This window comes from Dyadobacter crusticola DSM 16708, assembly GCF_000701505.1.
Taxonomy (GTDB): Bacteria; Bacteroidota; Bacteroidia; order Cytophagales; family Spirosomataceae; genus Dyadobacter; species Dyadobacter crusticola.
Genome location: NZ_JNJB01000004.1, coordinates 402,221 through 428,150, shown reverse-complemented (window position 1 = coordinate 428,150; position 25,930 = coordinate 402,221). Strand labels below are relative to the sequence as shown.

Here is a 25,930-nt window from a genome sequence, read left to right as displayed (position 1 = left end):
GTTTTATAGGCTGAACCAGAACGAAATTTTCACCGCAAATGGCTGTACGTTCGGGTTGTTGAGATAGGTAAGGCGGTGCACAAAATCAATGCGGCCGGTTTTCAGGATATTGTCAATCCCGTAACCCAGCTCCACATAAGGCCGGTCTTTCAGCTTGCTGAATGTCTGGATTTCGTGACCAGTCTCGTCGGTAGTTGTGGTGAGTGACAAATTGGCGTCGCTGATACTTCCGTAAAACAGCTTGCCCGTCGCCAGCATTCTCCATTTCAGCTTCTTGATCGCAGGGATACGATTGAGCAGAAATCCCTCAAAATTGTGCTCCATCCGAAGTGAAACATACCTGTCGCTGATAAATTCAAAATAGCGCATCATATTAAATGCATTGTCGACATAGAAGAGCGACTCGTTACCCAGCGGGGTATATAGCAGTGGATAAGGCAGTGTGGAAGGGATTAAACCGAACGTCACATTGTAGTAAGTGCGACCGATCACGCCGGTACGGAAGCTTTGTTTTACGTTGAATGAGAGTTTGTTATAATTGAAATCGCCGCCCAGCAAATTTTTGACACCAAGTGTATAGCGGAATGTAAATGCAGGAGAGTTCCCATTTCCCATGCTGATCCGCTCGTTATCGTTCTGCAAAAAGGTTTCCTTGCTGGCCAGCCTGCTTTCGAAGTTGATTTCAGTAATATCGAACGAACTTTTGGTAGGAGAGTCGATACCTGCTTCGGGGTTTGTTTTATATGTAAATGGAAACAACGGATCAAAAGTGCGATGCCGGATCTGGACACTACTTGTCAATCCTTTTACAACCTCCCTTTTAAAATACGCCGAAATATCCTGTTGCCAGTAAGCTCTCCGGAAAGCGCCGAAACGTGAGAATGCGCCAAAGAGGGTGTTCGGCCCGATCGTCTCGGCAGAGATACCGAGCCGCTCCAAGTCTTTGGAATAGGAGATACCTGCCATTGTCCACGGCTTGCGATCAATGATATAGTCCATTCCGGCACCGTATTTGAATGCATTGTCGCGGGTTCCGTACGCGCCGTATCCGCTGAAAATCCATTTGCGACTGAATCCGGGATCAGTTCTGAAACCTAATCGAAAACGATGGCCTTCTACCTTGTTATTTGCATATAGAAAAAGATAAGGTCCGATGTCGATGTTCCATTTGTCAATCTTTTTATAACCATTTACAAAGATGTTGAGGATCTCGGTATAGGTTTTCACAACAGGCAGTACCCGAAGCGAATCCACAAGCTGGAAGGTAAGTCTTTCGGTGGGACTCAATGCTTCCGGCCGGCTTTTGATCCAGAAAGTCGAGTCGTGCTCCATGTAATCCTCCTTTAATTCTATTGCTGTGTCATAAAACTTGGCGTCCCGCGGCGCATTGATCCTGAACTTCGAGTTTGCAGAATAGAATTTCAGCAGCATACCCGCAGTCTGCTTCGTAGGTTCGTCTACATCGATCAAAACCCTTGTTTTCAGCGGTACATACTTGTTTTCGTCTTCTACCAGCTCATAGGATTGCTGGATTTTGATCTTTTCAATGAAATTGATATTCGCCCGTTTACTGACGGTCACGTCCATTTGGGTCAATGCAAATGTGCCTCCGTCGACCCAGAAAGATCCTGTAAATGCAAGATCCTGTTCTTGTCGCGGCTCAAATTCAATGTGGTAATCGTAGCTGGCTCCATTGTACACACTGTCAGCCAGGAAGTATTCGTAGTAAAGCTTCCAGTTGTCGCTCACAGGCGATACGAAATCCTTTTCAAGGATGTTCAGCCAGTTGTTATAAAAATTGTATTGCTGAAACGAAGAACCGATCAGCTGGGAGGTCAGGCTGCCGTCCGTAAGCCCCACGCCGGATATTTTGGTCTTGTTGATTACCTCTTTTTTCTTCTTCGGGTCTCTGCGGTAAAAGACATTGGACACAGATTCGGAAATAAAGATCGGGATGATCGTTTCGCCATTTTCACCTTTCACCTCATCAAACTGGTCGACGATATGGGTCATTTTTTTCACCGGCTTCCGGTTCCTGAAACGCTCCGACAGGTTGTCAATATCAATCTGGATTTTATTGTAGCTCTCGTACTCGTAAGCGCCGAGATGATCCGGATTGTTGACTCGTTTGTTGGCGACTATTTTCCTCAGCACAGCCCACGCGGGGTTCTCACCTGCAAATATCTTCACTTCCCTGAGCTGCAATGATCCCGGCGCGAGCTGGACATCAATCACCTGCTCGGTCAGAGCGGCATTTATAGCCTTGCTTCTATTGTCATAACCCACATAAGTGACGCTGATCGAATCTGCCGGGGGATTGTAATTTAGCTGGTAAAAACCGTCGAAATTAGTTGTGGTGCCGTATAAGCTCGCTTTGATAGCAATATTGGCGAATGGAATCGGGTCTCCCGTACTTGCGTCGGTAACCCGGCCTTTTATCACGTGGGTAGTTTGCGATAATACCCCGGTAGAAGTAACAACTACAATGCAAATTAAGTAAAGTAAAATGCTGAGAAACCTTTTTAGCCTAACCGACACGCCCGCAGTACATTTTCCCTCATTTCGGTTTCTCATTTTTCCTGATTTCTTTATTGGAGGTTACATCTGCCGGCGGCCGCAGGATATGTACATCCAGCACTGCTTTGGGCCTTGCAAGGTACTCCCTGACCAGCGTACGCATTGAGTAGCCGTCGGGAACATCCTGTGCAGCAAAAGATATTGCATCAATTCCTTCATTGTGAGCAATATACAATGCTCTTGCATTATGGAAATTTTGAGAAATGATCGTGAAATTATCCTGGTTAAAAACTTTCTTGCACCGGACTATGGAGTCGAAAGTCCTGAAACCGGCATAATCCAGCGTCATCACATTCTCGGGAATACCCAGGTTAAGGAGCGCTTTCTGCATATCGAGCGGCTCGTTATAGTACTGGGAATCATTATTTCCACTTAAAATTATATACTTGATTTTTCCCTCCTTAAAAAGCCTTGCCGTGGCTTCCATCCGGTATTTGAAAAACAAATTATCTTTCCCTTTTTCCGACTTCGAGCTCGTGCCCAGCACCAGTGCCACGTCATTGGAAGGTAGATTCTCAATGGAAAAGTAGTTATATTGCCTTGTACAATATACCACCCAGAAGTTACAAAGCAAGATGAAAACCATGCAAGCGAATAGTAGGGCTAATATGATCTTTATTGCTTTTTTCACCTCAGCTTTGTTTATTCAAAAAGACCAAGTTGCTTTTTAGGGTCCGGGCTCTTTTTACCTGCTTTTTTCACTTTCGGGCTATTTTCTTCTTTTTCCTCTGCAGGCGGCTCTTCCTGCGCATTAACCGGTTCTTCCTGCTCTTTCGGTAGTTCCTCTTCCGGTTGCTCAGCTAAGTTAGCTGTATTTTCGGGTGGGGCGCTGCTTTCAGTTTCGTCAGCGACCGGTACTTGTTCATCTTCCAGGTCTGTAATTACCTCCGTGTCCTCCTGCGGCTCCGGTTCGTTCACTGGATCGGGCAATGGCGAAAGCCAGTGAATATCCTTGAATTTGTCGTTTGGCAGCTTCGTACCCATTGCACGCCAGCCGCGTACTTCTACCATTTCCTCGATCAGATACTCAACACTGGTTTGTTCTTTCTGAGCTGTTTTTGGGTAAATAATTTCAAGTCTCGGGCGCTTGTCGGTGCTTGCGAGCAGCAGCTTGCTGTTTTTGGCATCACTGATAAAAACGAATTTTTTATCCAGTGAAGAAGTCTCAATGTTAAAACGCTTGATAAAGTGCTGTTTTTGACCTCCGTCAAAATAGATAGCAGTAATCGCTATCGAGGGATCGAATTTCTTGACAAGCAGGACTTCGTTCGGTACGTAATGGTTTGTTAGGTCAAAATTCGTTAGCTCGTAGGATCCGTCTTTATAAATCACGAGAATGCTGTCGGAAGGACCGAAGTTACCCAGGTATTCTCCTCTTTCGTCACGATTGAGGCGGCCGATCGTTGGGTCAAACCACATATCCACACCGCCAAGTGTCGAGCGTCCCGCCTGCTTCATGACAATCTTCCTGACCGGATATTTGGTCAGAATATTTCCCATTGCGCTCCGGTTTTTGATCAGTAACTCGGCAAAGTTGAAGTCAAACTGCTTGACCTTTGCCTTGCTCTGAGCAGTCAGGCTGACAGAAATGATCTCTGCCTCTCCATTGTCATTGGCGGTGAAGTAGGTGATCTTGGATTTGGGCGTACCCTGTGTCAGATCGTACTCACGGTCGCGCGTCACGGCCGTGATCTGGCATCGTTTGATGTACGAAACCCCCGTTTTTCCATCGAGATAAACCAGGTTGTACACCTTTCTTTCATCATTTTTAAGAAAAACGGCGCAATGAATAATATCTTTTCCTACAAAAACCTTTTCCTGGATTTTCGTCACAAGGCATTTACCGTCCGCTTTGAACACGATAATGTCGTCTATATCCGAACAATCCATTACGAATTCATCTTTTTTCAACCCATATCCGATAAAACCCTCGGCGCGGTTTACATAAAGCTTCTGGTTGTTAGCTGCGACAATATTGGCTGAAATCTGGTTGAACGCGCGTATTTCAGTTTTGCGGCCTCTTCCTTTCCCGTATTGTTTCAACAGATCACGGAAATAGTCGATCGCGAATCGGGTAATATTGGCGAGGTTATCTTCTGTTTCGGCCAGATCCTCCTCCCATTTACGCATCAGCTCATCGGCTTTGAAACCGTCGTATTTTGAAATCCGCTTGATCCGGATCTCTGTTAATGCGACGACATCATCGTCCGTGATCTCGCGGTAGAATTGTGGTTTGAATGGTTCAAGTCCCCTGTCAATCGTCCTGATTACATCTTCAAAAGTCTCGCATTCCTCTATATCGCGGTAAATGCGGTTTTCGATGAAGATTTTTTCCAGCGATCCGTAAAGTATTTTTTCAAGAAGCGCAAGCCGCTTTATTTCCAGCTCACGTTGAAGCAGGTGAACAGTTTGCTGTGTATTGTATTTTAAGATTTCCGTAACACCCACAAAGTGAGGCTTATCGGCAATGATGATACATGCATTTGGAGAAATGGACACTTCACACTCGGTGAAAGCATACAATGCATCCATCGTAATATCCGGCGAAACGCCCGGCGCGAGGTGCACCTGTATTTCTACGTCAGCCGCCGTGTTATCTACTACTTTCTTGATCTTGATCTTCCCGCCGTCATTTGCTTTTACAATCGAGTCGATCAGTGAAGTTGTCGTGGTACCGAATGGAATATCACGGATCACGAGCATTTTCTTGTCCTCCTCTTCAATCCTGGCACGTACACGTACTTTGCCGCCTCGGTGCCCGTCGTTGTAATTGGAGACGTCGATCTGCCCGCCGGTGAGGAAGTCCGGATATATAGTTACTTCTTTTCCCTGCAAAACAGCAATAGAAGCTTCGATGAGCTCACAGAAGTTATGCGGGAGTATTTTGGTTGAAAGACCTACCGCAATCCCCTCAACGCCGAGAGAAAGCAGCAATGGAAATTTGACAGGAAGTGTAACCGGTTCTCTTTTCCGACCGTCGTACGAGAGCTGCCACTCGGTTGTTTCATCATTAAAAACAATTTCTTTGGCAAACCTGGAAAGCCTTACTTCAATGTACCGCGCTGCTGCGGCACTGTCTCCGGTACGTATATCTCCCCAGTTTCCCTGGGTATCAAACAGCAATTCTTTCTGGCCAATGTTTACGATCGCATCGTAGATCGAAGCGTCGCCGTGCGGGTGGTACTGCATCGAGGAGCCCACCACATTTGCCACCTTATTAAAGCGCCCGTCGTCCATTTCATTGAGCGCATGCATAATGCGTCGCTGAACGGGTTTTAGACCGTCTTCGACCGCAGGTACGGCACGCTCAAGAATTACATAAGAGGCATAATCCAGAAACCAGTTTTCATACAAACCCGAAATGGGCAATTTATCATGCAATCCGCTATCTGCTACGTCAGGCGTAGCTCCGTTTTCGTCCATAAATAAAGGAGGAACCAGGTTTTAACTATCAGTACTGTAAGGTTTAAATCAAGCGACTTCGTTGAAGGACCGTGCTGCCGCCAGTGAGCGGAACAGGACGAAGATTACCGTAAAATTGGCTTGAATTAACTGCTAATATAGCAAATAAAGCGATAACTATCGGTCTGCTGTACCGGGTTCCTGCGCATTCAGCACAGTAAGCAGCTCGCTGATCATCATCGCAGTAGCACCCCAGATTTTGTACCCCTGTACCATATAGTGCGGAGCATGTACCTGTTCGCCACGTACTTGAATATCACTGGATCCGATGATGTTGACATCCGAAATTTCTTCCAGTTTGATCTCGAATATATCTTCCACCTCGCGCGGATCGGGGTAGAAGTCGGGGCGATAGGGCATCGCGGCGATCACCGGCAAAACGTAGAAGTTACTGGCCGGGATAAAGAGCTCCGTCAAAATGCCAAGTATCCGCACATCGTTAAGCCGCAAGCCAATTTCCTCCTGGGCTTCCCGCAATGCAGTCCGCACCAGGTCTTTGTCGGCGAGCTCGTACCGGCCGCCGGGAAACGCCACCTGTCCTGAGTGTACGCCGTCGTAAGCGGGCCGCAGAATTAGGGGAAAGAAAATCTCGTTTTTATGGGGATAAAACAGAATGAGGACTGCGCTTTTGCGGGTACGTGCATTCGGTTTGAAGGAAAGGCGCAACCTGGAAGAGGCTTGCATAACCTGGTGAGCCGTTTCGCCAGGAAGCGGGTATTTGAGTTTTTGGGTTAACTGTTCAGTAAATAACGAAAACGATTCCAGTGTGGCCATCGGGGCAGTTTGGTGTCAAAGTAAATTAGGCTCTTTTAACTAGATCTTGGCATAATGTAATTCTTTGTTATGTGAGGGTATTTCACAATATAGCAATTATCAATCTCGGACATTTTTACCGCAATCGCAACTTTGCCAGCTGCTCCGCGCAACGTTCGCCGTCCATTGCTGCTGACATAATGCCGCCGGCGTAACCAGCGCCTTCACCGCAAGGAAACAACCCTTTTACTTCCGGATGTTCGCAGCTTTCCCGTTCTCTCGGAATGCGGACCGGCGAAGAAGTCCTACTTTCGACTCCGATCAGCTGCGCATCTGGTGAAAGGTAACCGCGCATTTTCCGTCCAAAATCTTCCAGCGCTTCTTTGAGCGGAAATGCAATGTTTTCAGGTAATATATCATATAAATCAACTGATTGCAAACCTGGTTGATACGAGGTTTCACGCAGTTGGGACGATATTCTTTGCTTTACAAAATCCGTTGCAAGCTGTGCCGGGGCAGTTTGGGTGGCTCCCGCCAGCGCGCAGGCACGCTGCTCCATTTCAATCTGGTACTGCAATCCCGCCAGCGGCCCGTGAGCTTTGAAGGGAGCAAGATCTGCTTCTTCCACGGAGACCACCATGCCAGAATTTGCAAACGGAGAATCACGCTTGGAAGGCGACATTCCATTTACAACCACTTCGCCAGTCGCCGTCGCAGCCGGTACGATAAAGCCACCCGGACACATGCAAAAGGAGAACGCACCGCGCTGAACGCCCTTATAATGCGTTTGTGTAACCAGGCTGTAAGATGCAGCAGGCAGGTAGGCGCCCCGATCGGTTGCGCAGTGATACTGGATTTTGTCAATCGTATTCTGAGGATGCTCAATGCGCACGCCCATTGCAAACGATTTACTTTCGATCAGGATTTGTTTCGAATGCAGCAAATTGTAAATATCCCTTGCGGAGTGCCCGGTTGCAAGGATTACACCGATCCCTATGTGTTCTGTATGGTCGTCGGTGATGACCCCCTTTAATTCCCCCTCTGACACAATGAAGTCTGTCACCTTGGTATTAAAGTGTATCTCTCCACCTGCTTTCAGAATGCTTTCCCGCAATTCAGAAACGACCACAGGTAATTTGTTTGTGCCAATATGGGGATGTGTATCCACCAGTATCTGCTCATTTGCGCCATGCTGAACAAATATTTCGAGAATGCGGCGGATATCCCCGCGCTTGTTGGAGCGGGTGTATAGTTTCCCATCGGAGTAAGTACCCGCACCGCCTTCACCGAAACAGTAATTGGACTCAGGATTAACAATATGTTCTTTATTGATCGCTGCCAGATCACGCCGGCGCGCACGTACATCTTTACCCCGCTCAAAGATGACAGGCTTGATGCCCAACTCGATCAACCGTAATGCAGCAAACATCCCAGCCGGGCCGCAGCCCACAATCAATGCCTGTGGGCGCGTTGACACGTCTTTGTATTGAAATTGCGTGGTGATCAGTGAGGGTGGCAGCTCATTTACATAAACCTCGGCCTGCACATTAACCTTCACCTGCCTGCTGCGAGCGTCGATAGACTGGCGTGTTTTGCGAATTATGGGCTGGTCAGAATCGCGCAGCCTGAGCTTTTTGATAATATGGAGACGAAGCTGTTCTTCGTCAAGCGCCACTTCCGGCGCAAGCGTTAATTGAAGTGTCTGATGCATTTGAAAGGGATTTATCCTTTAATGGTACAAAGTTAAAAATTTCTTTAACTGAACCGTTCGAAAACGTGAATCTGAATGCCGGGTAACTATGCAAAGTCAGCTACTTTGATAGCTAAATCAGCTATAACAACTACTAAGATGGACACTAACCGGCGTCAGTTTTTAGCATCTTTAACCGGCATTCCGGTCGTACTTGCCGCTATTCCTGCATCGGGTGAGCAGCAAGCGGCGAACCGATTTCCATTGTCGTGCAATCAATACTCCTGGATTACATTCTACGCAAGAGATGGAAAAGATTGGTCGGCTAACCCGGACGCTTCTCTCGCCGACTTTGCTTCGACCGGCCTGAAAGCGTACGAGCCAGCGTTTAACAACGCAGATGAAGTAGGCAGGCTGCTGCCGCTTTTGAAAAAATACAAATTGGAGATGCCGTCGGTTTATGTAAATACTTCATTACACGAAGCCAAAGAAGCAGCAAGCTCCATTGAGTCCGTTCTCGCAGTTGCAGATGCATTGAAACCGGCAGGTACCAAAATCGTGGTTACCAATCCAAACCCGATCAAATGGGGGAGTAGTGAGAATAAATCAGACGAGCAGTTGAAGGAACAGGCGGGAAACCTGAACAAGCTCGGGGCCGAACTCAGGAAAAAGGGAATGACACTCGCTTACCACACACACGATGTGGAACTACGCGCAGCAGCACGCGAATTCCACCACATGCTACTAGCTACGGAGCCTGAAAATGTGTCGCTTTGTCTGGATGTACATTGGGTTTACAGGGGCTCGGGTAACTCACAGGTTGCATTGTTCGATGTGGTTAAACTATATGGAAAGCGCATTGTGGAGCTGCACATCCGGCAGTCGAAGGATGGGATTTGGCAGGAGACTTTCGGGGAAGGAGATATTGACTATCCGCGCCTGGTTCGCGAGCTCAACGCACAAGGTATCAAGCCGCATTTGGTACTGGAACAATGCCTGGAAAAAGCATCGCCCAAAACCATGAATGCAGCTGAAGCGCATAAAGTGGATATGGTTGAGGCGCAGAAGGTATTTGGTATATAGGAACGCCATTTACTTGTTGGTTTTATTCGACCAAGGACGGTGCAGTTGCCTTCCTGTCATCAACTATCTTGTCCACCATGCTCCGTCCCAGCTTAATAAAAGGTTTTTCGATGAACAGGTAAATCAAATAACAAATTGTGAAACAGATGATAAGAGTTAAGGCCAAAGCGACGAGTGCGATTGTAGGCTTGGAAACAGATTGATCATCAAAAATGGTTATAGTGAATTGTAAAATATATCCGATGAGCAATGTGTGAATGAGATAAAGCGAGTAAGATATGTCTGCTCCATATCCAGCCAGTTTTTCCGACATAAGAGATCTGGCCGAAGAAATGATCCTAAACATAAATCCAGGAATAATATGTTCTAATTTGTCCAGGAACAGAAATAGCAGGAAGATGCTAAGGATAAGATTAGTAAGAAATGCTTGAAATGATAACAGTACAATGATCGCGATAATCAGGTAGATGGAGCTAATTTTTTTTAGTCTTACGCCTGCTGAAATCATACCAAACAAGAACAGGGGCATGGTGTAAGTTAATATCGAGGGGAGCTTGAACTTAGGAAGAGAAAAGTATTTGGTGAGGAAGTCGAAGACCTTTGGAGAAAGAATCGCCAAAAATGTACAAAGCAATAGGAAGAGGACTAGTTTTTTCTGATGCAAAGATCTATTCGCAAAAGTAAAAAGGAAGATGAAAGGAAATAGAAAATAGAATTGCATTTCCAGGGAAAGGCTCCAAGTTACACCTAGGATGCTGTCATGGAAACTAGGGAAAAGCCCATGGACAAGCAAGATGTGAGAAATGAAATCCGGTATACCCGGTTGAGTTACCGATCTGACAAATCCCCACTGAGACACGTTACTTCCTGTAAAAAATATTAAATTCTCTTCATTTACCTTGGCGATATTAGTAAAACTAATAAAAGCTATTGTAAGCAATAAAATATAAACCGGGTAAAGTCTGAAAAGCCTCCTTAGCCAAAACTTAAAAAAGGTGGATTGATGATTAACTGGCTCTTTATGTTCGCGACTCATATAGTTATAAGTCATCAAAAAACCTGTAATCACCATAAATCCATAAACAGCTATAATAGGGTGATTGAAGCTCTGAAGTATTCGAGGAAGTGGAATGAACATGACACCACCAACGAGGGTGTAAAAATGAGCCAGTACTACCCATAACGATAAGATAAACCTGAATCCATCCAGGAATTGAACTCGGTTTACTTGCATGGAATCTGGTTCTTTAATAAAAATTTTGTATTCATTTGATCCTTTTATTGAGCATTAATAGAGAGAACCTGTAAGTAAGCATTTATTTACCACAGAACAGCAACGCACCCTTCCAGCGATTTGATGTAGTTATTTAATGGTAAGTTGGAAGTTGTCACAAGACGAATTCAAGCTGACTTTGATATGTAAGGCAACTTTTCAATGTAATCAGCATGCTATTCACCGAGCAGTACTTGGAAGGCAATACGTGAGTCAAGCAGAAAGGGGAGGAGAGATTCCTAAATTTTTAAATACCAAGAGAATAGCCTGTCGCACGGCATTAATAGCGCATTCAAATAGTTGTGTCTGCCCCCAAGTCAAGTACTTTCCTTTGCAGCTCCTTACTTGTCTCCCTAGATCCGTCGTGCGACCAGCCTGGGGATTTCAGCAGGTATTTCAGCTTGACAGGCAGCCCTACCGGCAGCATCAAATCGTTTCCTATCTCTCTCCACTCGTGAAAAATGGTGGCTGTAATATTCTCTTTTGCGGCAGATTTGGTCAGGCCGTACTTCGGTGGCACTTCGGGTAGCTCCTCTTGGAAAGTACCAAAAATGCGATCCCAGATGATCAGGCACATTCCCATATTTTTGTCCAGGTACTGAACATTGCTCGCGTGGTGCACGCGGTGGTGGGAAGGCGTTACCAGGATATATTCCAGCCAGCCCAGTTTTTTGACATACTCGGTGTGAACAATGATCCCGTAAATCTGCGTAAGTGAATACATCACGATGATATCCGCCGGATCAAAGCCGAAAATGGCAAGCGGCACGAAATAGATAAAGCGATAGAGCGGCTGAAAAACCGAAGACCGGAAACCCGTAGTCAGGTTGAAATGCTGGGAAGAATGGTGTGTAACATGTACTGCCCAAAAAAGCCTGCAATGGTGATCTACGTAATGTAAAGTGTAAAAAGCGAGGTCTTCCAGCAGGAAGAGCGAAATCCAGTATAGATAGGGATTTTCTATGCCAGAGAACAATGCGCGGTTGTAAAACCACATCAATACGCCCACATAAACGGCTCGGAAAAGTAAATCAATGCCGCCGTTCAGGAGCATCAGAATCGCATTGGTAAAGCTGTCTTTGAAAGTGTAAGCCGGTCGGGAAGGTTGCTCGTGCTGGGAATGCCGGTACGTCAGAAAAATCTCTAAGCCAATTAAAAGCAGATAGAACGGAGTGGAGACTTTTAACAGAAAATCCTCAAAGTCATAAGTGCCGGGCATAGCGTTTTGTCCAAATAATTACAAATATAGTTTAACAGGGACTTGTAGATTTTACCTTGCCATTTTTTAAGGAATTTTTAATCTCACTCCAAGATCGTCCCGTTTGTCAGACATTCCAGCGGGAACAATCCCCTACGAAAAATTTCAAACTGCGACTTATTTATGGGATTATCTTCTTTAGCGCCTTTCTGAGCGCCTCATTCTTGTGCTTTTTTTGAAGAATGATCGGGGCGGCAATGCGCTCGCGACAGTCAAAAAGCGAGCATCTTTCACACGTTTGGTTTACTTCCCGGGAATGCAGGTTCGGATCGTCGAGAAATGCGAGCTTTTCCCGCGTTTGCGCATCGAGGTAAATGCCCATTGAAACACTTACATTCAGGTTGGGCGTGGGCGACATCGGCTGTGCGAAACTGATCACCAGGTATTCGTCCTGCGTGTCGACGTAGGTGGATTTCTGCGCTTTGCAAAGCACCCGCGGAGGCTCTTTGCTGCTGATACTATCAGCTAAATCATTCAGGATCGTGAGTGCAACCCACCGCCGGCAGTAATGCTCGTCGCGGACCGTATGCGGGTAGTGTTTCCTGGAAATATGCATTTCCTTGGTCATATCAAACACATTCTGGCCCACGAAATTGTTGAAGCGCGAGAAGAAGATCTGGTTAATGCCAAAGTATCTGGGCAGTACATTGCTCAGCCGGTAGCAGAATGATTCAGGCGTTGTATTAAAATCCTGTATCAGCTGGATCAATTGGTCGGGCTGCCAGGTTTTTTGTTCAAAAAAACGGGTAATCGCAGGTACAAGCAAGTTCCGCTTGATAATGATTGCGCTTGCGAAGTAGGATGCTTTAAAATTGTTGAGCAGCTGTTCAAAAGATTCCGCTTCAACCAATGCAGTAGTATGCAGCCTGTTTTTCAGTCCGAGCGTCAGGTACCCGATTTCCCGCCCGTAAATAAATGCGCGCTGAACGGAAGATAAATGCACATTCATCAGCAACCGGTTTCCGAGTGGATTGGTGATCGTCAGTGACCTCACTGTGGAAAACTCGGGATTAATGCGCTCATTGATCGTTTCAATGGTGTAGTTGAAGCGGGTAGTCAGTATCTCGGCGAGATCGTTTTCACTTAGTAGTTTCTCAGGCGCTACATTATAAGCTTCCAGAAATCGCTCTGCTTCTATTTCAATATCTTCAAAATAGTTGTCGTGCATCTCCTGGTAGGTCCGCAATGCAGAGAAATAGAACTTCTCAATCGACATATTATAATTCCGCGCGATCTCGATCAGCGTACCTACAAAGGCACTGATCTTCATCGGCGCGTCGGACAGGATTTCGAGCAGGTTTGCAGGATCTATCCCGAAGAGTTCGAGCGGGAGCTCGGTCAGGATATTGGAGCTGAGCAAATCGGAGATCGGTTCCAGTCTTTTGCTCAGTTTGAGCGAGACGAGCGTATCGTAATCCACATCAATGGCGCGTGCAAGTGCCAGTATCTTATCTGATTTCGGATACTTTTTTCCTTTCTCAATTTCATTGATATAAGAAATGGAGAGCCCGGATTTTGATGATAGCTCGCTGAGCGACATGCCTTTATCTAGCCGCAGCTGTTTCAGCTTCAATCCAAAAACCAACCTGACATTATCTGTATTTATCGCCACTATTTTGGATAAAAAAGGCCCGAATAAAAGGGTTTTGCTTTCAGGCAATTTAATTAAAGAAACACAAAAGTAGAAATCCCGGACTACGTATTGCATTCGCACCGCATTTTGTATAAAGAAAAAACGGGATCCATCGTTGACAGATCCCGTTTCCTGCAAATTAAATTTGCCGTTTGTCTTACAAAATAGCGAAGCCCAGTGTTGCCTGGAACAAATTGCCTTTTTTGCCAAACTGTGACGCAGTAGTGCTGTTGTTGAAATTGATATTCACTACTTCAGTGAAGTTTCCTTCGTAGCGAACATCCAGGCTCAGGCGACCGAAGTCAAAGCCTACACCAGCCTGGTACCCGTAAGCAAGACGGTTTTTGAATTCCGCATCCGAGTTGCTGCCGGTAACATCGTCAAAAGAGTCGCCCAATTTTCCATTGCTGTTCAGTCTTAACGAAGCCATCGGACCCACATTGATCCTGAAAAATTTCGCGATCCGCACACCGAATAATACAGGTACATCCAGGTTAGAGAAACGTACATCTACTTTTCCGTCAGAATTCTGCACGCCATCTTCGTACACATTAAATCTTCCTCCTTTTTGCGACAAAAGGAATTCCGGCTGGATATAGACATTTTTACCGAACCGGAAAAATACACCACCTGCAAAGCCGAGAGAGCGGTTATCATTATCTCTGAAACTAAATGCATTCCCGCCAGAGTTGAGCGAAAGATCGTTGCTTCCATTGATATTCGAGAGATTCGCTCCTGCCTTGATCCCGAAGCGGAAAGCCGGGTCGTATTGGGCCGAAGCCGAGTAGCTTATGCAGAGTGCACACAGCACAATAAACATGTTTTTCATTGTATGTTGAGATTTTAGTTTATAATGATGAACACTGTTTTTCTGTAAAAACCTGTGCCCGGTTGTCAGAGGTAGATCTCCGCTTTTTTTGGGAAGCAGATTCCCCAAATGAAAGCTGCGGCGGCTCTTTTTAGGAGGTTAATGCAGGAATTAGCAAAGTGAATACAAGCAAAAAGCCTATTTTTGCGGTTTGATCAGAAATCAGTTTAAATAAGTCACCTTCCTTTAAGGAAAGCATTCTCTGAGCTGGATCGACGGGAGCTTTGGAATGCATTTAAATCAATCAATATGAGTGAATACAGCCATAGGGAAATAGAACAAAAGTGGCAGCAATACTGGCAGGCCAATGAAACCTACAAGGTTTTTAATAACTCGGAGCAGCCTAAGTTTTATGTGCTCGATATGTTTCCGTACCCATCGGGCGCAGGCTTGCACGTGGGTCACCCGCTGGGGTATATCGCTTCTGATATTTACTCGCGCTACAAGCGCCTGAAAGGCTTTAATGTACTGCACCCAATGGGATTTGATAGCTTTGGCTTGCCGGCGGAACAATACGCGATCCAAACCGGGCAGCATCCCGCCATTACTACCGAGCAGAACATCGCCCGCTACATTGAGCAGCTGAGAAACCTGGGATTGAGCTACGATTGGAGCCGCGAAGTGCGTACTTCCGATCCGTCCTATTATAAATGGACACAATGGATCTTCCGCGAACTTTTTAACAGCTGGTACAACAACGATACGGACCGTGCTGAATCGATTGATACCTTGACGGAGCAGTTTAGCCAGTCAGGAAACCGTAATGTTAATGCGCCTTGCGACGAAGACACCCCCTCATTTACCGCGGCAGAATGGAATGCGTGGTCGGAAGAGGAGCAATATAAAATGACATTGAAGTACAGACTCACCTATGTGGCTGACGCAACCGTAAACTGGTGTCCGGGACTGGGATCTGTATTGTCCAATGACGAAGTGAAAGACGGCGTCTCGGAGCGCGGCGGATTTCCGGTGATCCAGAAATTAATGCGTCAATGGATGATGCGAATCACAGCCTACTCACAGCGCCTGCTGGACGGTCTGGATACAGTAGACTGGACAGACTCATTGAAAGAGCAGCAACGCAACTGGATCGGAAGATCGGTCGGAGCCCTGGTCCGGTTTGAGTTGTTTGACAAGGGGAGTAAAGGGAGGATGGAGGAAAGGGAGGATGGAGGAACGGAAGAAGGGAAAAAAAATCCTTCGTCCCTTTCCTCCCCTTCGTCCCTTTCCTCCCCTTACATCGAAGTTTTCACCACGAGAGTTGACACCATTTACGGGGTGACTTTTATGGTGATTGCGCCGGAGCATGAGCTGGTGGACCAGATTACAACTCCTGAGCAGCGGGCGGATATTGATGCTTACATTGCGATGACCCAGAAGAAGTCGGAGCGGGACAGGATGTCGGATGTGAAAACAGTGTCGGGTGCATTTACCGGCGCTTACGTGATCAATCCGTTCAATGGCGAAAAGGTACCCGTTTACATTGCCGACTACGTTTTGGCAGGATATGGAACCGGCGCAGTGATGGCGGTACCATCAGGCGACCAGCGCGACTGGAACTTTGCAAAGCATTTTGACCTGCCGATCGTGCCGATCCTTGACGCTCAGAAAGACATCGAAACGCAGGCAGATAATACAAAGGAAGGTAAATACATCAATTCAGGAATTATCAACGGCCTCACATTCCACGAAGCTAATAAAGTGCTGATCCAATGGTTGGAGGAAAAAGGTTTAGGTAAAGGAAAGATCAATTACAGATTGCGTGATGCGGTTTTCAGCCGCCAGCGTTACTGGGGAGAACCGGTGCCTGTTTTTTACAAAAATAGCAGCGACGGAACACCATTACCTTACCTGATGGAAGAAAGCGAACTGCCGCTGAATTTGCCGGATGTTGACAAATACCTGCCTACCGAGTCAGGAGAGCCGCCGCTGGGCCGTGCGCAAGGCTGGATGCACGCTTCGGGTAATGCTTATGAACTGAGCACAATGCCGGGCTGGGCGGGCAGCAGCTGGTACTGGTACCGGTATATGGATCCTAAGAATGAATCTACATTTGCTTCCAGAGAGGCGATCGACTACTGGCAAAATGTGGACTTGTACATGGGCGGCACCGAGCACGCGACTGGTCATTTGTTGTACAGCCGCTTTTGGAACAAATTCCTGAAAGATAAAGGGTATGTACCACAGGAAGAGCCATTTAAAAAGCTGATCAACCAGGGAATGATCCAGGGGCGCAGCAATTTTGTGTACCGGGTAAAAAGCGATGATCACAAGAACCCGACTTTTGTCAGCGCGGGCTTAAAAGACCAGTATGAAGTATCGGCTTTGCATGTAGATGTGAACATTGTGCAGAGTGATGTACTGGACATCGAAAAATTCAAAGCAACGCGGGCAGATATCGGGGCTGAAAACGCCACCTTCATCCTGGAAGATGGCAAATACGTGTGCGGCGTGGAAGTAGAAAAAATGTCCAAATCTAAATTTAATGTCGTTAATCCGGATGATATCGTAGAGAAATACGGAGCGGATACCCTTCGGCTTTATGAAATGTTCCTCGGCCCGCTGGATCAGGCAAAACCTTGGAATACGAATGGAATTGACGGTACTTACCGCTTTATCAGGAAATTGTGGCGGTTGTTTTACAATGACAATGGACAGTTCCTCGTGAAAGATATCCCGGCGAAACCGCAGGAGCTGAAAATCCTTCACAAGACCATCAAGAAAATTGAAGAGGATATTGAAAACTTCTCATTCAACACCGGCGTAAGTGCATTCATGGTTTGTGTAAATGAACTGAGCAGCCTGAAATGTCAGAGTAAATCTGTTTTGCAGGAACTGGTTGTGCTGGTATCCCCTTACGCACCGCACATTGCCGAGGAGCTTTGGGCTGCATTGGGTAATGAGGCCGGGGGTGTTTCCAAGGCAGCGTTCCCGAAATGGGAGCAGCAGCACGTAACAGATGCGGTATTCGAGTATCCTGTGCAGATCAATGGAAAAGTGCGGATATCGCTTCCGTTCCCGCTCGACACGCCGAGCGCGGAGGTAGAGCAGGAGGTACTGGCGAATGAAACGGTTCAGAAATGGATGGAAGGCAAACCAGCCAAGAAAGTAATCGTGGTGCCGAAGCGCATTGTTAACGTAGTGACATAGTTTTCTTAATAAATTAAAAAGAAATAGCCCGGCGCATTGATTTGCACCGGGCTATTTCTTTAAGGTTGATCTTCATTTGATAGCAAGCGAGCGTTCCGTTGATTGTTCCGATAACTCAAAGCGGCGGGTCACTTTTCCGTCTTTTCCACTAACTTCAATGGTGTACTCTCCGCTTGGCAATTCCTGCAAATTCAATGCTTTTCTGAATTTGGAAACTTCTTTCCCAACTACTTCCCGGTAAATGACGGTACCTCTTGCATCAGTCACAAGCACAACTGCATGATGGTCTGTGTATTTGTCGAGGTTGATATGGATCTTTCCGGATTTGGAAGCAAAGATGCCGGTTCCGAAAGCTGCTTTCTTGGTTTCTTTGTCGTCGGCAAAAGTATTGGAAACGAATACTACAGTGAAAGCTACTGCGAAGGCGATTGATTTAAGTAAGTTTTTCATGGCTAACAGATGTTTAAGGTTCTTCATTTATTTATCCCTGATGGACATAACAAAGATAGGTGACAACAGGTACTATGTATTACAAAGTACATGAATGGTTACTGGCGAAAATGAATGGTCGGGAGCGGGTAATACTGAACTTTCGTATTTTTGCATGGTATGGCAAAAAGGAAAGTAAAGTCTGCGGGCAGTAAAACAAATTACATTAAACCACTCCCGCCGAAAGGTTGGGCGATCATTGCCGGAGTGGCTTTACTGATCATCGGCATTATCTGGTGGCGCTACAGCAAGGACGAAAACCAATGGGAGTTTGTCAGCAAGTTCGGTATCAGGCTGCCAATGCGCTACGCGATCCACGGGATTGACGTATCGCACCACAATGCAAAAATCAATTGGGACAAGCTCAAAGCAACCCGGTCGGGCAATGTGGGGATAGATTTTGTGTATATCAAAGCAACAGAAGGCGCCACGCATCTGGACAAACAGTTTAAACGCAACTGGACAGAAGCAAAGCGGGTAGGGATGAAGCGGGGCGCTTACCATTTTTACAATCCCCGGGTAATGTCCGACCGGCAGGTACAGAACTTCATCGGACAAGTCCGCATGGAACCCGGTGATCTGCCGCCGGTGCTCGATCTGGAAGCCCACGCCGGCCGGCCCGACGATATCATTATAATGGGCGTAAAAAACTGGCTGACGCAGATCGAAGCGCATTATGGCGTGCGTCCGATTATTTACGTCAATGAGCATTTTTACAAAAAATACATTGCAGGCAATTTCGACGATTACCCGCTCTGGCTGGCAGGCTACTCACGCAATGATATCAATGACCTCTCACGCGACGCACAGGTACTGTTCTGGCAGCACAGCGAAAAAGGCTGGGCCGACGGGATCAGGGGTTTTGTAGATTACAATGTATTCCTGCACGAAGGCGACGACTGGGCGGCGCTGGGGGATTACCCCTAAATCCCCTACGAGGGGACTTTTTGGTTTTCACCGGACTAATAAAACTTCTTTTACAATGCAGCAAAGTAAGCCCTTCAAGGGGCGTGGGATAAGCCACTTCCAAAGCGACCAATAAGCCTTTTTAGGTTTTGGAACAAAAACAAAGTAAGCCCCTTTAAGGGTTTGGGGCTAAAGGAGAAAAGCGCCAAAACCTCAGATCAATGGCTCCTGCTGGCTGAGGCAATGGAAGCTTCCCTGTCCCCAGATAATTTCTGTTGCTTCAAGCGGTATGATTTTTCTTCCTGCAAATGCTTTTTCCAGGATATCAATGGCGACCTGGTCATTTGGGTTGTTGAAAACCGGTACGATCACACCTGCATTGCAGATCAGGAAATTGGCATAAGAACCCGGTGTGCGGAAGCCGTCGATGACAACTGCTTTGGGCATGGGGAGCTCGATAATATTTAGCTGCTTTCCATTTACCAGGCGCATGTTTTTGAGCATATCCAGGTTGGTTTGCAGGATTCCGAAGTTCTCGTCGCGGCTATTCGGTTCTACGCAGGCGACTACGGTATCCTCATTGATAAAACGCGTGGTGTCATCAATGTGGCCGTCGGTATCGTCGCCTACAATGCCGCCTTCTACCCAAAGAACTTGCTCCACTCCGTAGTAATCACAAAGTTTTTGCTCTATCTCTGTCTGGCTTAAATGCGGATTTCGGTTGGTATTCAACTGGCAGGAGCGGCTGGTCAGCACACTGCCGGCTCCATTGAATTCCACTGCACCGCCTTCCATGATAATGCCGGGGTTGACAAGTGGTAAGTTGAGGTACTGCGCAACTGCCGCCGGGGTTCTGTTATCGTCGTCGTAAGGCGGATACTTGCCTCCCCATGCATTGTGGCCCCAATCCACGATCATTTTTTGCTTTGTCTCGGGATTGATCACAAAAGAAGGGCCGTGATCGCGGCACCAGGCGTCGTTGGTAGGCTTTATAATGAACTCAATTTTGGTCAAATCCACGCCAGTACGTTCGAGCTCGGCAGTAATGAAGGATTTCAGTTTTTCATCATTCGCGATAATCCCTACATTTTCACCTGCACTGATCGCCTTGATGAATGCAAGGTACTGCGGGCGCATTTGTTCGAGCTTGCCGCCTTGCCACGAAGCCTCATTGTGTGGGAATGTAAGCCAGGTAGCCCGGTGCGGGTGCCACTCGGCAGGGAAAATAAAACCTGATTCTTTCGGGTTCGACGAAGTACTTAGCTCTGACACGGTAATGCGATTGAATTTAATTGAACCGCAAAGGTCGGAAAGGTTTGGGGTTATGGCAAGAAGTAAAGAGCTGTTAGCTTTCAGCGATTAGTGAAAAGTTGAAAGGCTAACAGCTAATAGCTAACGGCCAACAGCTCTCAATTATTCGCTACCATCACATTTTCCACAAGGTAAGTCCCGTCGACGGTTTCCAGGTGATAGGCTTTGTTCACTTTACGGGCATTCTCCTTTACTGCGCCGACCTTCCAGGATGAGACAAGATCGGTAGCGGGCTCGTAATGATAAAGAATGTCGTTTTTTGATAATTTACGCATCCGTTTTTTGCCGTGTTTGGTTTGCACACGGTGATCGGGCGTGGCTTCCAGCAGCAGGGCGGGCACTAGTTTCTGGTCAATGTGCCCGGGCTCATTTGCAGGGCGAAGGTAAATGGCGGTCAGTGCGGAGTAAGGTTCGGTGAATACGTTGATCTGCTTCACCTGGGTAGTCATGCTCCTTCCGTCTTTGCAGGTTTTTACGTGCTCCCCGATTTTTACATCAGCGATCGGTTTTACACTTCCGTCCGCCATGGTCACCGGCGCGCTGCCTGAAAAGTACTGGTAACGTTTCTTCTTCTTGGCAACCTTGATGGTCTCTTCTGATTGAATGCGCTGGTTTGTTGTTTGGGCAAAGAGATGAGCCGACGCAAACAAAAGGAATGAAATGCTAAGGATACGCTTCATGCTTTTGAAACTTTAACAAAAACCTTACTCACCGCATTGGGAATTGCGCCCAGACCGATTAGGATTAATCCGGCAGAAATGAGCGTGGTGTTATGGGTAAAGAATGTGCCCGACGAAAGGATTGCAAGGATCAGGATCGTGGAAAATGGAAGTGAAAAAGCAAGCAGCAATACAGCGAGTTCAAGGTCGAATGTGCGTTTTTCCTTCGGTAAACCTTTGGCATCTTCTTTCAGGTTGAATGCGGAAATATGCGCCAGCGGCCAGAAGCTTGCCGCACTCAAAGGGATCACGATCGCAAGCAATATCATCGCATAGTCGTTGATATTAAGCACATAAATCATTCCTGCGCTGATCAGCATCGTGATGCCGGCGCGGAAGAACAGGATGCTTGCCACAATCCGTTTTTTTCCTTCTTTTAACTGAACAGCAAGTCCTATAAACAACAGCACGAGGGGCGTCATCATTGCACTGGTTTTGTCAAAAAGATCGGTGATCAGGGAGGGTAGGGTATTGTAATTGATACCGAGACTAAGCAAAAGGATAGCCAGGAAAATAAGCAGATTGATCGGTTCCTGGAACATGCTGGCGAACAGGCTTTTCAGTTTGCCGCCCATTTTTGTTTCCTTATCATCGCTGTTTTTCAAAAACATATTCATCGCCAGAATGTAAAGCGAAATCAGCACGAAGAATTTGTTTCCTACATCTGCAAGCGCGGCGATCGCCAGGCTTTTTTCACCCAAAAATTCTGCAATAAAAGGAAAGCAGGAGAGGCCGGGGGCGAGTGACGGGATCAGCATCATCAATGTCCGGCCGGTCGGACTGTTTTTATCAATGCCAAAAAGTGCGAAAGCCAGCGGCGCTGAGAAGAACATCAGGAAATTGAAAACCAATGTCACCAATGGAATGATGATCATGGAAGAGTCTATGTCAATCTTCATCAGCGAGATAAAGATCGTGGATGGCAATGCAACCGAGAGAATAATTTCTTTGATCCCATTGGTCTGGTCCTTGTTTTTGAACTTACTTTTCAGGAGCAGGCCAAGTCCAATCAGCAATAAGAGTGTAATGGTTTTTTGCAATGCATCACTCATAATCTAGCAGAATTTGAATGGTAAAGTAGGGAGTAACGAGATTAAAGAGGGTAGTTGCTTTCGGTGATTTTTATAGTAATAAGAGTGTGCTTCGACCGCCCGGCGACCTGGTCCGCTCAGCATGACAAGATTGTCAACTGTAGATTGTCAGCCTGAGCACAGTCGAAGGTGCTACGAAGAATGCACTTCGCAAAAAGCACTTCGACTGCGCTCAGTGTGACAAAGGCTAGGTAATGTCACACTGAGTGGAGCTTTGTCAAACTGAGCGGACCGGGCCGCCGGGCGGTCGAAGTTTAGCTCAACTGTCCCAGCGCCCCGACAAACGCTTTCATTTCGTCCATTGTACCGAGACTTACGCGGCACCAGGGTTTGTTCTGGATATCGAATGCGCGGACTGCTACGCCTTTTGCATTTAGTTTGGTCAATAGTTCCTTGCCGGGAATGCTCACGGGGAACAATACGAAGTTCGTGAAGGAAGGAATGTATTTGTATCCCATTTTATCCAGGTTTTCGTAGAGGTACAATTTCGCTTCGTGGTTCAGTTTACGGGTGTTGCCCTGGAAATCTTTATCGTCAAGGCTGGCAGAAGCTGCGAAAATCGAGGTGTAAGAAATTCCCATTCCGCCGCGGGTGATTTTGTTAATGCTTTCCAGATAAGATGGACGCGCCACCATATAACCTACGCGAATACCTGCCATTCCCATGATTTTGGAGAAAGTACGCGCCACGATTACGTTTTTCTTTTGCGTAAGCAGGGATACCATGCTCTGGGTGTCTGCGCCAACTGCCAGCTCAATGTAAGCTTCATCCACAAAAACAGGCACTTTCTCGGACACGCGCGAGCAGAAGTCAAGCAAATCCTGACCTTTTGTGATTGCGCCGGTCGGGTTGTTCGGGTTGCAAACGTACACCAGCTTGGTTTCGCTGTCGATCGCCGCTTCCATTGCTTTCAGGTCGTGTGACCAGTCTGCCGTACAAGGTACCGGCTTCCAGGTAGCGCCTACTGATTTGGCTACCTGTACCAGCGACATATAGCAGGGATCAGCAGAAACGATATTGCCTTTTCCATTCATAAATGTTACCAGCGCCACTTTTTCCAACAAATCCGACGAGCCTGGTCCCATCATAATGTGGTCGGCAGGTACACCTTCTTTCTTGGCTATCTTATCGATCAGATCGTACATTTCTTTCCATGCATAACGGTTACCGTTTTTTACAGAATCCGCTACTGCCTTTTGAGCAGACATTGGTGGTCCGTACGGGTTCTCGTTTGCATTCAGTTTCGCTATGATCTTCGGTGCTTTAAAATCATCTGGTAAAAAGTGTTCTCTTACCATTGGGCTTCGGTAAATGCGGTTTTCCGGATCCAGAGACAACGGTGAGTTAGCAAAAGCTCCCATGCTCAGATGCGGAGCCAGGGTCATACCTCCGATTGCCATTAAACCGGATTTAAGTAGATTCCGACGGTCCATTTTGTTGTTCATTGTTCAACAGTTTAGTAGAATACGTGACGATAAGTATATTGTAATTTAGGAAAAATTCAACTGAATAGATCTGTGAAACTCAAATCTTACAGATTAAATCCGCGTCTGATTTGAATATTGCAGTTAATTCTTTGTTATAGCCATTTGTGAAGTTCGGGTAAATGCAATTCCCTTGTGAGTACCTGTCCAGCTCAGCTTAATGATATCATCTTTTCGCTGAATCCTGTTCCCGGTAAGTCCCAGAGCTTTGTAGGTGGTCTTCAATGTCACCACTCCATTCGCGTCAGATGTAACCTCGCCCAGAATGCCCGCGGTTTTGAATGTTTCGGCGGTGAAATTGTAAGTAACCCCTTTGAAGTCAAGTTTGCCCGGCTTTACTGTTTTGGTCACGTCGAAAGAGACTTTGATCGCAATGTTTGGTACCGGAATGGAGTCTATTCCTTTGGTATGGTCGAGAATGTTCGTCTTGTCAAGTTCGAGCAGGCGGGATGTCAGTACCAGTTCCTGCATGGAGCTGTCGTAAGCTACCGACGGGGTACTTGCAAGCGGCGCGCCAAAAGGTGCACCCACAATGTCCACAAGTACCGGCGCTACATCGCGGTCCAGGAATGGATCTTCTTCTTTGCAGGACGTTAGTCCCAGTGACAGCGTCAAAGCCACGCAAAGCGCGAAAATGTATGTTTTGCTATGTTTCATAATCTCGATTCTTGAAATGATTTGGAAATGATAACCGCCTTACTTTTCGGCCCACCACAGCTTTGTTTTCATGTCGTTTGGCCCCCCATTTAAGCCTTCGCCCGCTTTCACAGCTTCTGCGTTCAGCGAATATTCCGAGTTAGGGTAGGGGAAACGCGTTGGCAGGATGCCGCCGTTTTGCAAAACCGCGCGCGGATCTGGTGCAGGGAAAACCGGGAATCCCGTTCTGCGCCATTCTGCCCAGGCTTCTACGCCCTGGCCGAACAATGCGACCCATTTTTGTTCCAAAACCTTTTCCCTTGTTACAGTGCCCAATTTGGTTAGGAAAGATGCAGAAGGTGTCAGGCCGTATTGTGCGAAAGATGCTGCTACGCCCTTGTCAAAATAAGTTTTGGCGTCGCCGGTAATATCGCCGTCCAATGCTGCCTCGGCTAAGATGAAGTTTAGTTCAGCAAAGGTCATGATCACTTCCGGTGCTTCGGCAGCAGTAAAGTAATTTCCTATTGTTGAGCTTGTAGCCAGGTAGGTGGTTGCGATCGCATCAGGCAAGCCATTGGGGTGGCCTTCGTATTTGCCGTCTTTGTTTGGATTGGCATACACCGTAATGCGAGCGTCGTCCAGGGAATTCATTTTGTCGGCCAGCGTTTTACTGATGTTCCAGTCCGTCCGTCCGTCTTGTTTCATCACCTGATTCCATTCGTTATTGCTCGGCAAAACGGTTGTGCATTTCAATTGCGCGTTGTCTGCATTGCTTGTGAAAATCGGGAATTTGGTCGGGTCGGAAATAATTTCTGTCATAATCGCTTTCGACTCGGCAGGTTTCTTGGCCGCCTGGCGGTTTGCAAGGCGCAGGCGTAGCGAGTTGGCGAATTTCTTCCATTTCATGATATCACCAGAATACAGGATGTCACCCGCGACGGCAGGTCCGCCCACGATCAACTTTTCATTCGCCATTTTCAAATCGTTCAGCATTCCGGCATAAACGACTTCCATAGGGTCGTATTTAGGGGTGTAAATGGGCGTCTCAGCTGTTCCTTTGATTGCGTCGGTATATGGGATGGCTCCGTAAAGGTCTGTCAGTAAGGAGAAAACCCACGTCCGCATCACCAGCGCAATGCCTTCATAGTTGGAGTTTGGCGTAGCAGAACCTTCACCGCTTATTGCAATAATGCGCTGAAAATTGAGCTGAGAATCATTGTAAAAGCCCTTCCAGTTGTTGGCAACCAGTGCAGGTGATACCGTGTAGTCGTCGCCTTCATTGGAATAAATATTACGGGTGAAATGCTGCACATACAATTCAGCGGCATCAATGTTAATGCGCTCAAAACGCGTACGGTGTCCCCAGTAGCGGTCTACAGCGGTTTCAATGCCGGTAGGAAGCAGATATTGCGGTCCGATAGCGGTCGGGCTGTTCGGACTTACATTCATTTCATCAAAGTCTTTGGTGCAGCTCGATGCAGTCAGAATCCCTGCCAATGCCGTCATCCAAATGGTTTTATGATTCAGTATATTTCTCATTTTCAAGT

19 protein-coding genes are annotated in these 25,930 nt (G+C 46.8%); 3 read left to right on the top strand and 16 right to left on the bottom strand.

Annotation, left to right across the window (positions count from 1 at the left end):
• Positions 1-3 precede the first annotated feature (3 nt).
• From Q369_RS0105350 to Q369_RS0105330, 5 genes are all read right to left on the bottom strand, one after another.
• Positions 4-2,574: a DUF5686 and carboxypeptidase-like regulatory domain-containing protein gene (locus Q369_RS0105350; RefSeq protein WP_084165650.1), complete on the bottom strand. Its 2,571-nt coding sequence runs from the start codon at positions 2,572-2,574 to the stop codon at positions 4-6.
• The gene (locus tag Q369_RS0105345) at positions 2,558-3,208 is read right to left on the bottom strand and encodes a SanA/YdcF family protein (RefSeq protein ID WP_374754342.1); all 651 of its coding nucleotides are present in this window, start codon (positions 3,206-3,208) and stop codon (positions 2,558-2,560) included. Before Q369_RS0105345 ends, Q369_RS0105350 begins: the two co-directional genes overlap by 17 nt.
• An 11-nt stretch (positions 3,209-3,219) precedes the next feature.
• The gene (locus tag Q369_RS0105340) at positions 3,220-6,000 is read right to left on the bottom strand and encodes a DNA gyrase/topoisomerase IV subunit A (protein ID WP_031526777.1); all 2,781 of its coding nucleotides are present in this window, start codon (positions 5,998-6,000) and stop codon (positions 3,220-3,222) included.
• Positions 6,001-6,156: 156 nt separating this feature from the next.
• Complete coding sequence (locus Q369_RS0105335; RefSeq protein WP_031526776.1) at positions 6,157-6,813, bottom strand: NUDIX hydrolase; 657 nt, start codon at positions 6,811-6,813, stop codon at positions 6,157-6,159.
• A gap of 115 nt (positions 6,814-6,928) precedes the next feature.
• Positions 6,929-8,503, bottom strand: coding sequence for an NAD(P)/FAD-dependent oxidoreductase (locus Q369_RS0105330; RefSeq protein ID WP_031526775.1), 1,575 nt, complete (start codon positions 8,501-8,503; stop codon positions 6,929-6,931).
• Positions 8,504-8,641: 138 nt separating this feature from the next.
• Here Q369_RS0105330 and Q369_RS0105325 point away from each other — a divergent pair, with 138 nt between their 5' ends.
• Complete coding sequence (locus Q369_RS0105325; protein WP_031526774.1) at positions 8,642-9,565, top strand: sugar phosphate isomerase/epimerase family protein; 924 nt, start codon at positions 8,642-8,644, stop codon at positions 9,563-9,565.
• Positions 9,566-9,587: 22 nt separating this feature from the next.
• Here the strand turns inward: Q369_RS0105325 and Q369_RS0105320 are convergent, their stop codons facing one another.
• The 4 genes from Q369_RS0105320 to Q369_RS27510 form a co-directional block, all read right to left on the bottom strand.
• Positions 9,588-10,799, bottom strand: coding sequence for an acyltransferase family protein (locus Q369_RS0105320; RefSeq protein WP_031526773.1), 1,212 nt, complete (start codon positions 10,797-10,799; stop codon positions 9,588-9,590).
• Positions 10,800-11,130: 331 nt separating this feature from the next.
• A complete protein-coding gene (locus tag Q369_RS0105315; protein WP_035333018.1) occupies positions 11,131-12,057 on the bottom strand; it encodes a sterol desaturase family protein in 927 nt (308 codons plus the stop codon).
• Between the two features lie 160 nt (positions 12,058-12,217).
• On the bottom strand, positions 12,218-13,708 hold the full coding sequence (locus Q369_RS0105310; RefSeq protein ID WP_031526771.1) for a helix-turn-helix domain-containing protein: 1,491 nt from the start codon (positions 13,706-13,708) through the stop codon (positions 12,218-12,220).
• Positions 13,709-13,886: 178 nt separating this feature from the next.
• On the bottom strand, positions 13,887-14,558 hold the full coding sequence (locus Q369_RS27510; protein ID WP_051663926.1) for a porin family protein: 672 nt from the start codon (positions 14,556-14,558) through the stop codon (positions 13,887-13,889).
• Between the two features lie 288 nt (positions 14,559-14,846).
• Here Q369_RS27510 and leuS point away from each other — a divergent pair, with 288 nt between their 5' ends.
• Positions 14,847-17,747, top strand: a complete 2,901-nt coding sequence (gene leuS / locus Q369_RS0105290) for a leucine--tRNA ligase (protein ID WP_031526769.1) — start codon at positions 14,847-14,849, stop codon at positions 17,745-17,747.
• Positions 17,748-17,819: 72 nt separating this feature from the next.
• On the opposite strand, the gene Q369_RS0105285 is transcribed toward leuS, so the two are convergent.
• Positions 17,820-18,197 (bottom strand): T9SS type A sorting domain-containing protein, encoded by a 378-nt coding sequence (locus tag Q369_RS0105285; protein WP_031526768.1) that lies wholly within the window; start codon positions 18,195-18,197, stop codon positions 17,820-17,822.
• A 159-nt stretch (positions 18,198-18,356) separates the two neighbouring features.
• Between Q369_RS0105285 and Q369_RS0105280 the strand changes: the two genes are divergently transcribed.
• The gene (locus tag Q369_RS0105280; protein WP_031526767.1) at positions 18,357-19,163 is read left to right on the top strand and encodes a glycoside hydrolase family 25 protein; all 807 of its coding nucleotides are present in this window, start codon (positions 18,357-18,359) and stop codon (positions 19,161-19,163) included.
• Positions 19,164-19,355: 192 nt separating this feature from the next.
• Here Q369_RS0105280 and Q369_RS0105275 read toward each other — a convergent pair whose 3' ends face one another.
• The 6 genes from Q369_RS0105275 to Q369_RS0105250 form a co-directional block, all read right to left on the bottom strand.
• Complete coding sequence (locus Q369_RS0105275) at positions 19,356-20,414, bottom strand: agmatine deiminase family protein (RefSeq protein ID WP_031526766.1); 1,059 nt, start codon at positions 20,412-20,414, stop codon at positions 19,356-19,358.
• Positions 20,415-20,551: 137 nt separating this feature from the next.
• Positions 20,552-21,133 (bottom strand): Hint domain-containing protein, encoded by a 582-nt coding sequence (locus tag Q369_RS0105270; RefSeq protein WP_084165649.1) that lies wholly within the window; start codon positions 21,131-21,133, stop codon positions 20,552-20,554.
• Positions 21,130-22,224 (bottom strand): AEC family transporter, encoded by a 1,095-nt coding sequence (locus Q369_RS0105265; RefSeq protein WP_031526764.1) that lies wholly within the window; start codon positions 22,222-22,224, stop codon positions 21,130-21,132. Before Q369_RS0105265 ends, Q369_RS0105270 begins: the two co-directional genes overlap by 4 nt.
• A gap of 293 nt (positions 22,225-22,517) precedes the next feature.
• Positions 22,518-23,708 carry a pyridoxal phosphate-dependent aminotransferase gene (locus Q369_RS0105260; protein ID WP_031526763.1) on the bottom strand — a complete coding sequence of 397 codons (1,191 nt, stop codon included), beginning with the start codon at positions 23,706-23,708 and terminating at the stop codon, positions 22,518-22,520.
• Positions 23,709-23,831: 123 nt separating this feature from the next.
• On the bottom strand, positions 23,832-24,404 hold the full coding sequence (locus Q369_RS0105255) for a hypothetical protein (protein WP_031526762.1): 573 nt from the start codon (positions 24,402-24,404) through the stop codon (positions 23,832-23,834).
• Positions 24,405-24,443: 39 nt separating this feature from the next.
• Positions 24,444-25,922 carry a SusD/RagB family nutrient-binding outer membrane lipoprotein gene (locus Q369_RS0105250; protein WP_031526761.1) on the bottom strand — a complete coding sequence of 493 codons (1,479 nt, stop codon included), beginning with the start codon at positions 25,920-25,922 and terminating at the stop codon, positions 24,444-24,446.
• Positions 25,923-25,930 lie beyond the last annotated feature (8 nt).

Bases quoted from the DNA above. Each gene is read 5' to 3' on its own strand.
- Q369_RS0105350 (WP_084165650.1), bottom strand. From the start codon at position 2,574: ATGAGAAACCGAAATGAGGGAAAATGTACTGCGGGCGTGTCGGTTAGG.
- Q369_RS0105340 (WP_031526777.1), bottom strand. From the start codon at position 6,000: ATGGACGAAAACGGAGCTACGCCTGACGTAGCAGATAGCGGATTGCAT.
- Q369_RS0105335 (WP_031526776.1), bottom strand. From the start codon at position 6,813: ATGGCCACACTGGAATCGTTTTCGTTATTTACTGAACAGTTAACCCAA.
- Q369_RS0105330 (WP_031526775.1), bottom strand. From the start codon at position 8,503: ATGCATCAGACACTTCAATTAACGCTTGCGCCGGAAGTGGCGCTTGAC.
- Q369_RS0105325 (WP_031526774.1), top strand. From the start codon at position 8,642: ATGGACACTAACCGGCGTCAGTTTTTAGCATCTTTAACCGGCATTCCG.
- Q369_RS0105320 (WP_031526773.1), bottom strand. From the start codon at position 10,799: ATGCAAGTAAACCGAGTTCAATTCCTGGATGGATTCAGGTTTATCTTA.
- Q369_RS0105315 (WP_035333018.1), bottom strand. From the start codon at position 12,057: ATGCCCGGCACTTATGACTTTGAGGATTTTCTGTTAAAAGTCTCCACT.
- Q369_RS27510 (WP_051663926.1), bottom strand. From the start codon at position 14,558: ATGAAAAACATGTTTATTGTGCTGTGTGCACTCTGCATAAGCTACTCG.
- leuS (WP_031526769.1), top strand. From the start codon at position 14,847: ATGAGTGAATACAGCCATAGGGAAATAGAACAAAAGTGGCAGCAATAC.
- Q369_RS0105285 (WP_031526768.1), bottom strand. From the start codon at position 18,197: ATGAAAAACTTACTTAAATCAATCGCCTTCGCAGTAGCTTTCACTGTA.
- Q369_RS0105280 (WP_031526767.1), top strand. From the start codon at position 18,357: ATGGCAAAAAGGAAAGTAAAGTCTGCGGGCAGTAAAACAAATTACATT.
- Q369_RS0105270 (WP_084165649.1), bottom strand. From the start codon at position 21,133: ATGAAGCGTATCCTTAGCATTTCATTCCTTTTGTTTGCGTCGGCTCAT.
- Q369_RS0105265 (WP_031526764.1), bottom strand. From the start codon at position 22,224: ATGAGTGATGCATTGCAAAAAACCATTACACTCTTATTGCTGATTGGA.
- Q369_RS0105260 (WP_031526763.1), bottom strand. From the start codon at position 23,708: ATGAACAACAAAATGGACCGTCGGAATCTACTTAAATCCGGTTTAATG.
- Q369_RS0105255 (WP_031526762.1), bottom strand. From the start codon at position 24,404: ATGAAACATAGCAAAACATACATTTTCGCGCTTTGCGTGGCTTTGACG.
- Q369_RS0105250 (WP_031526761.1), bottom strand. From the start codon at position 25,922: ATGAGAAATATACTGAATCATAAAACCATTTGGATGACGGCATTGGCA.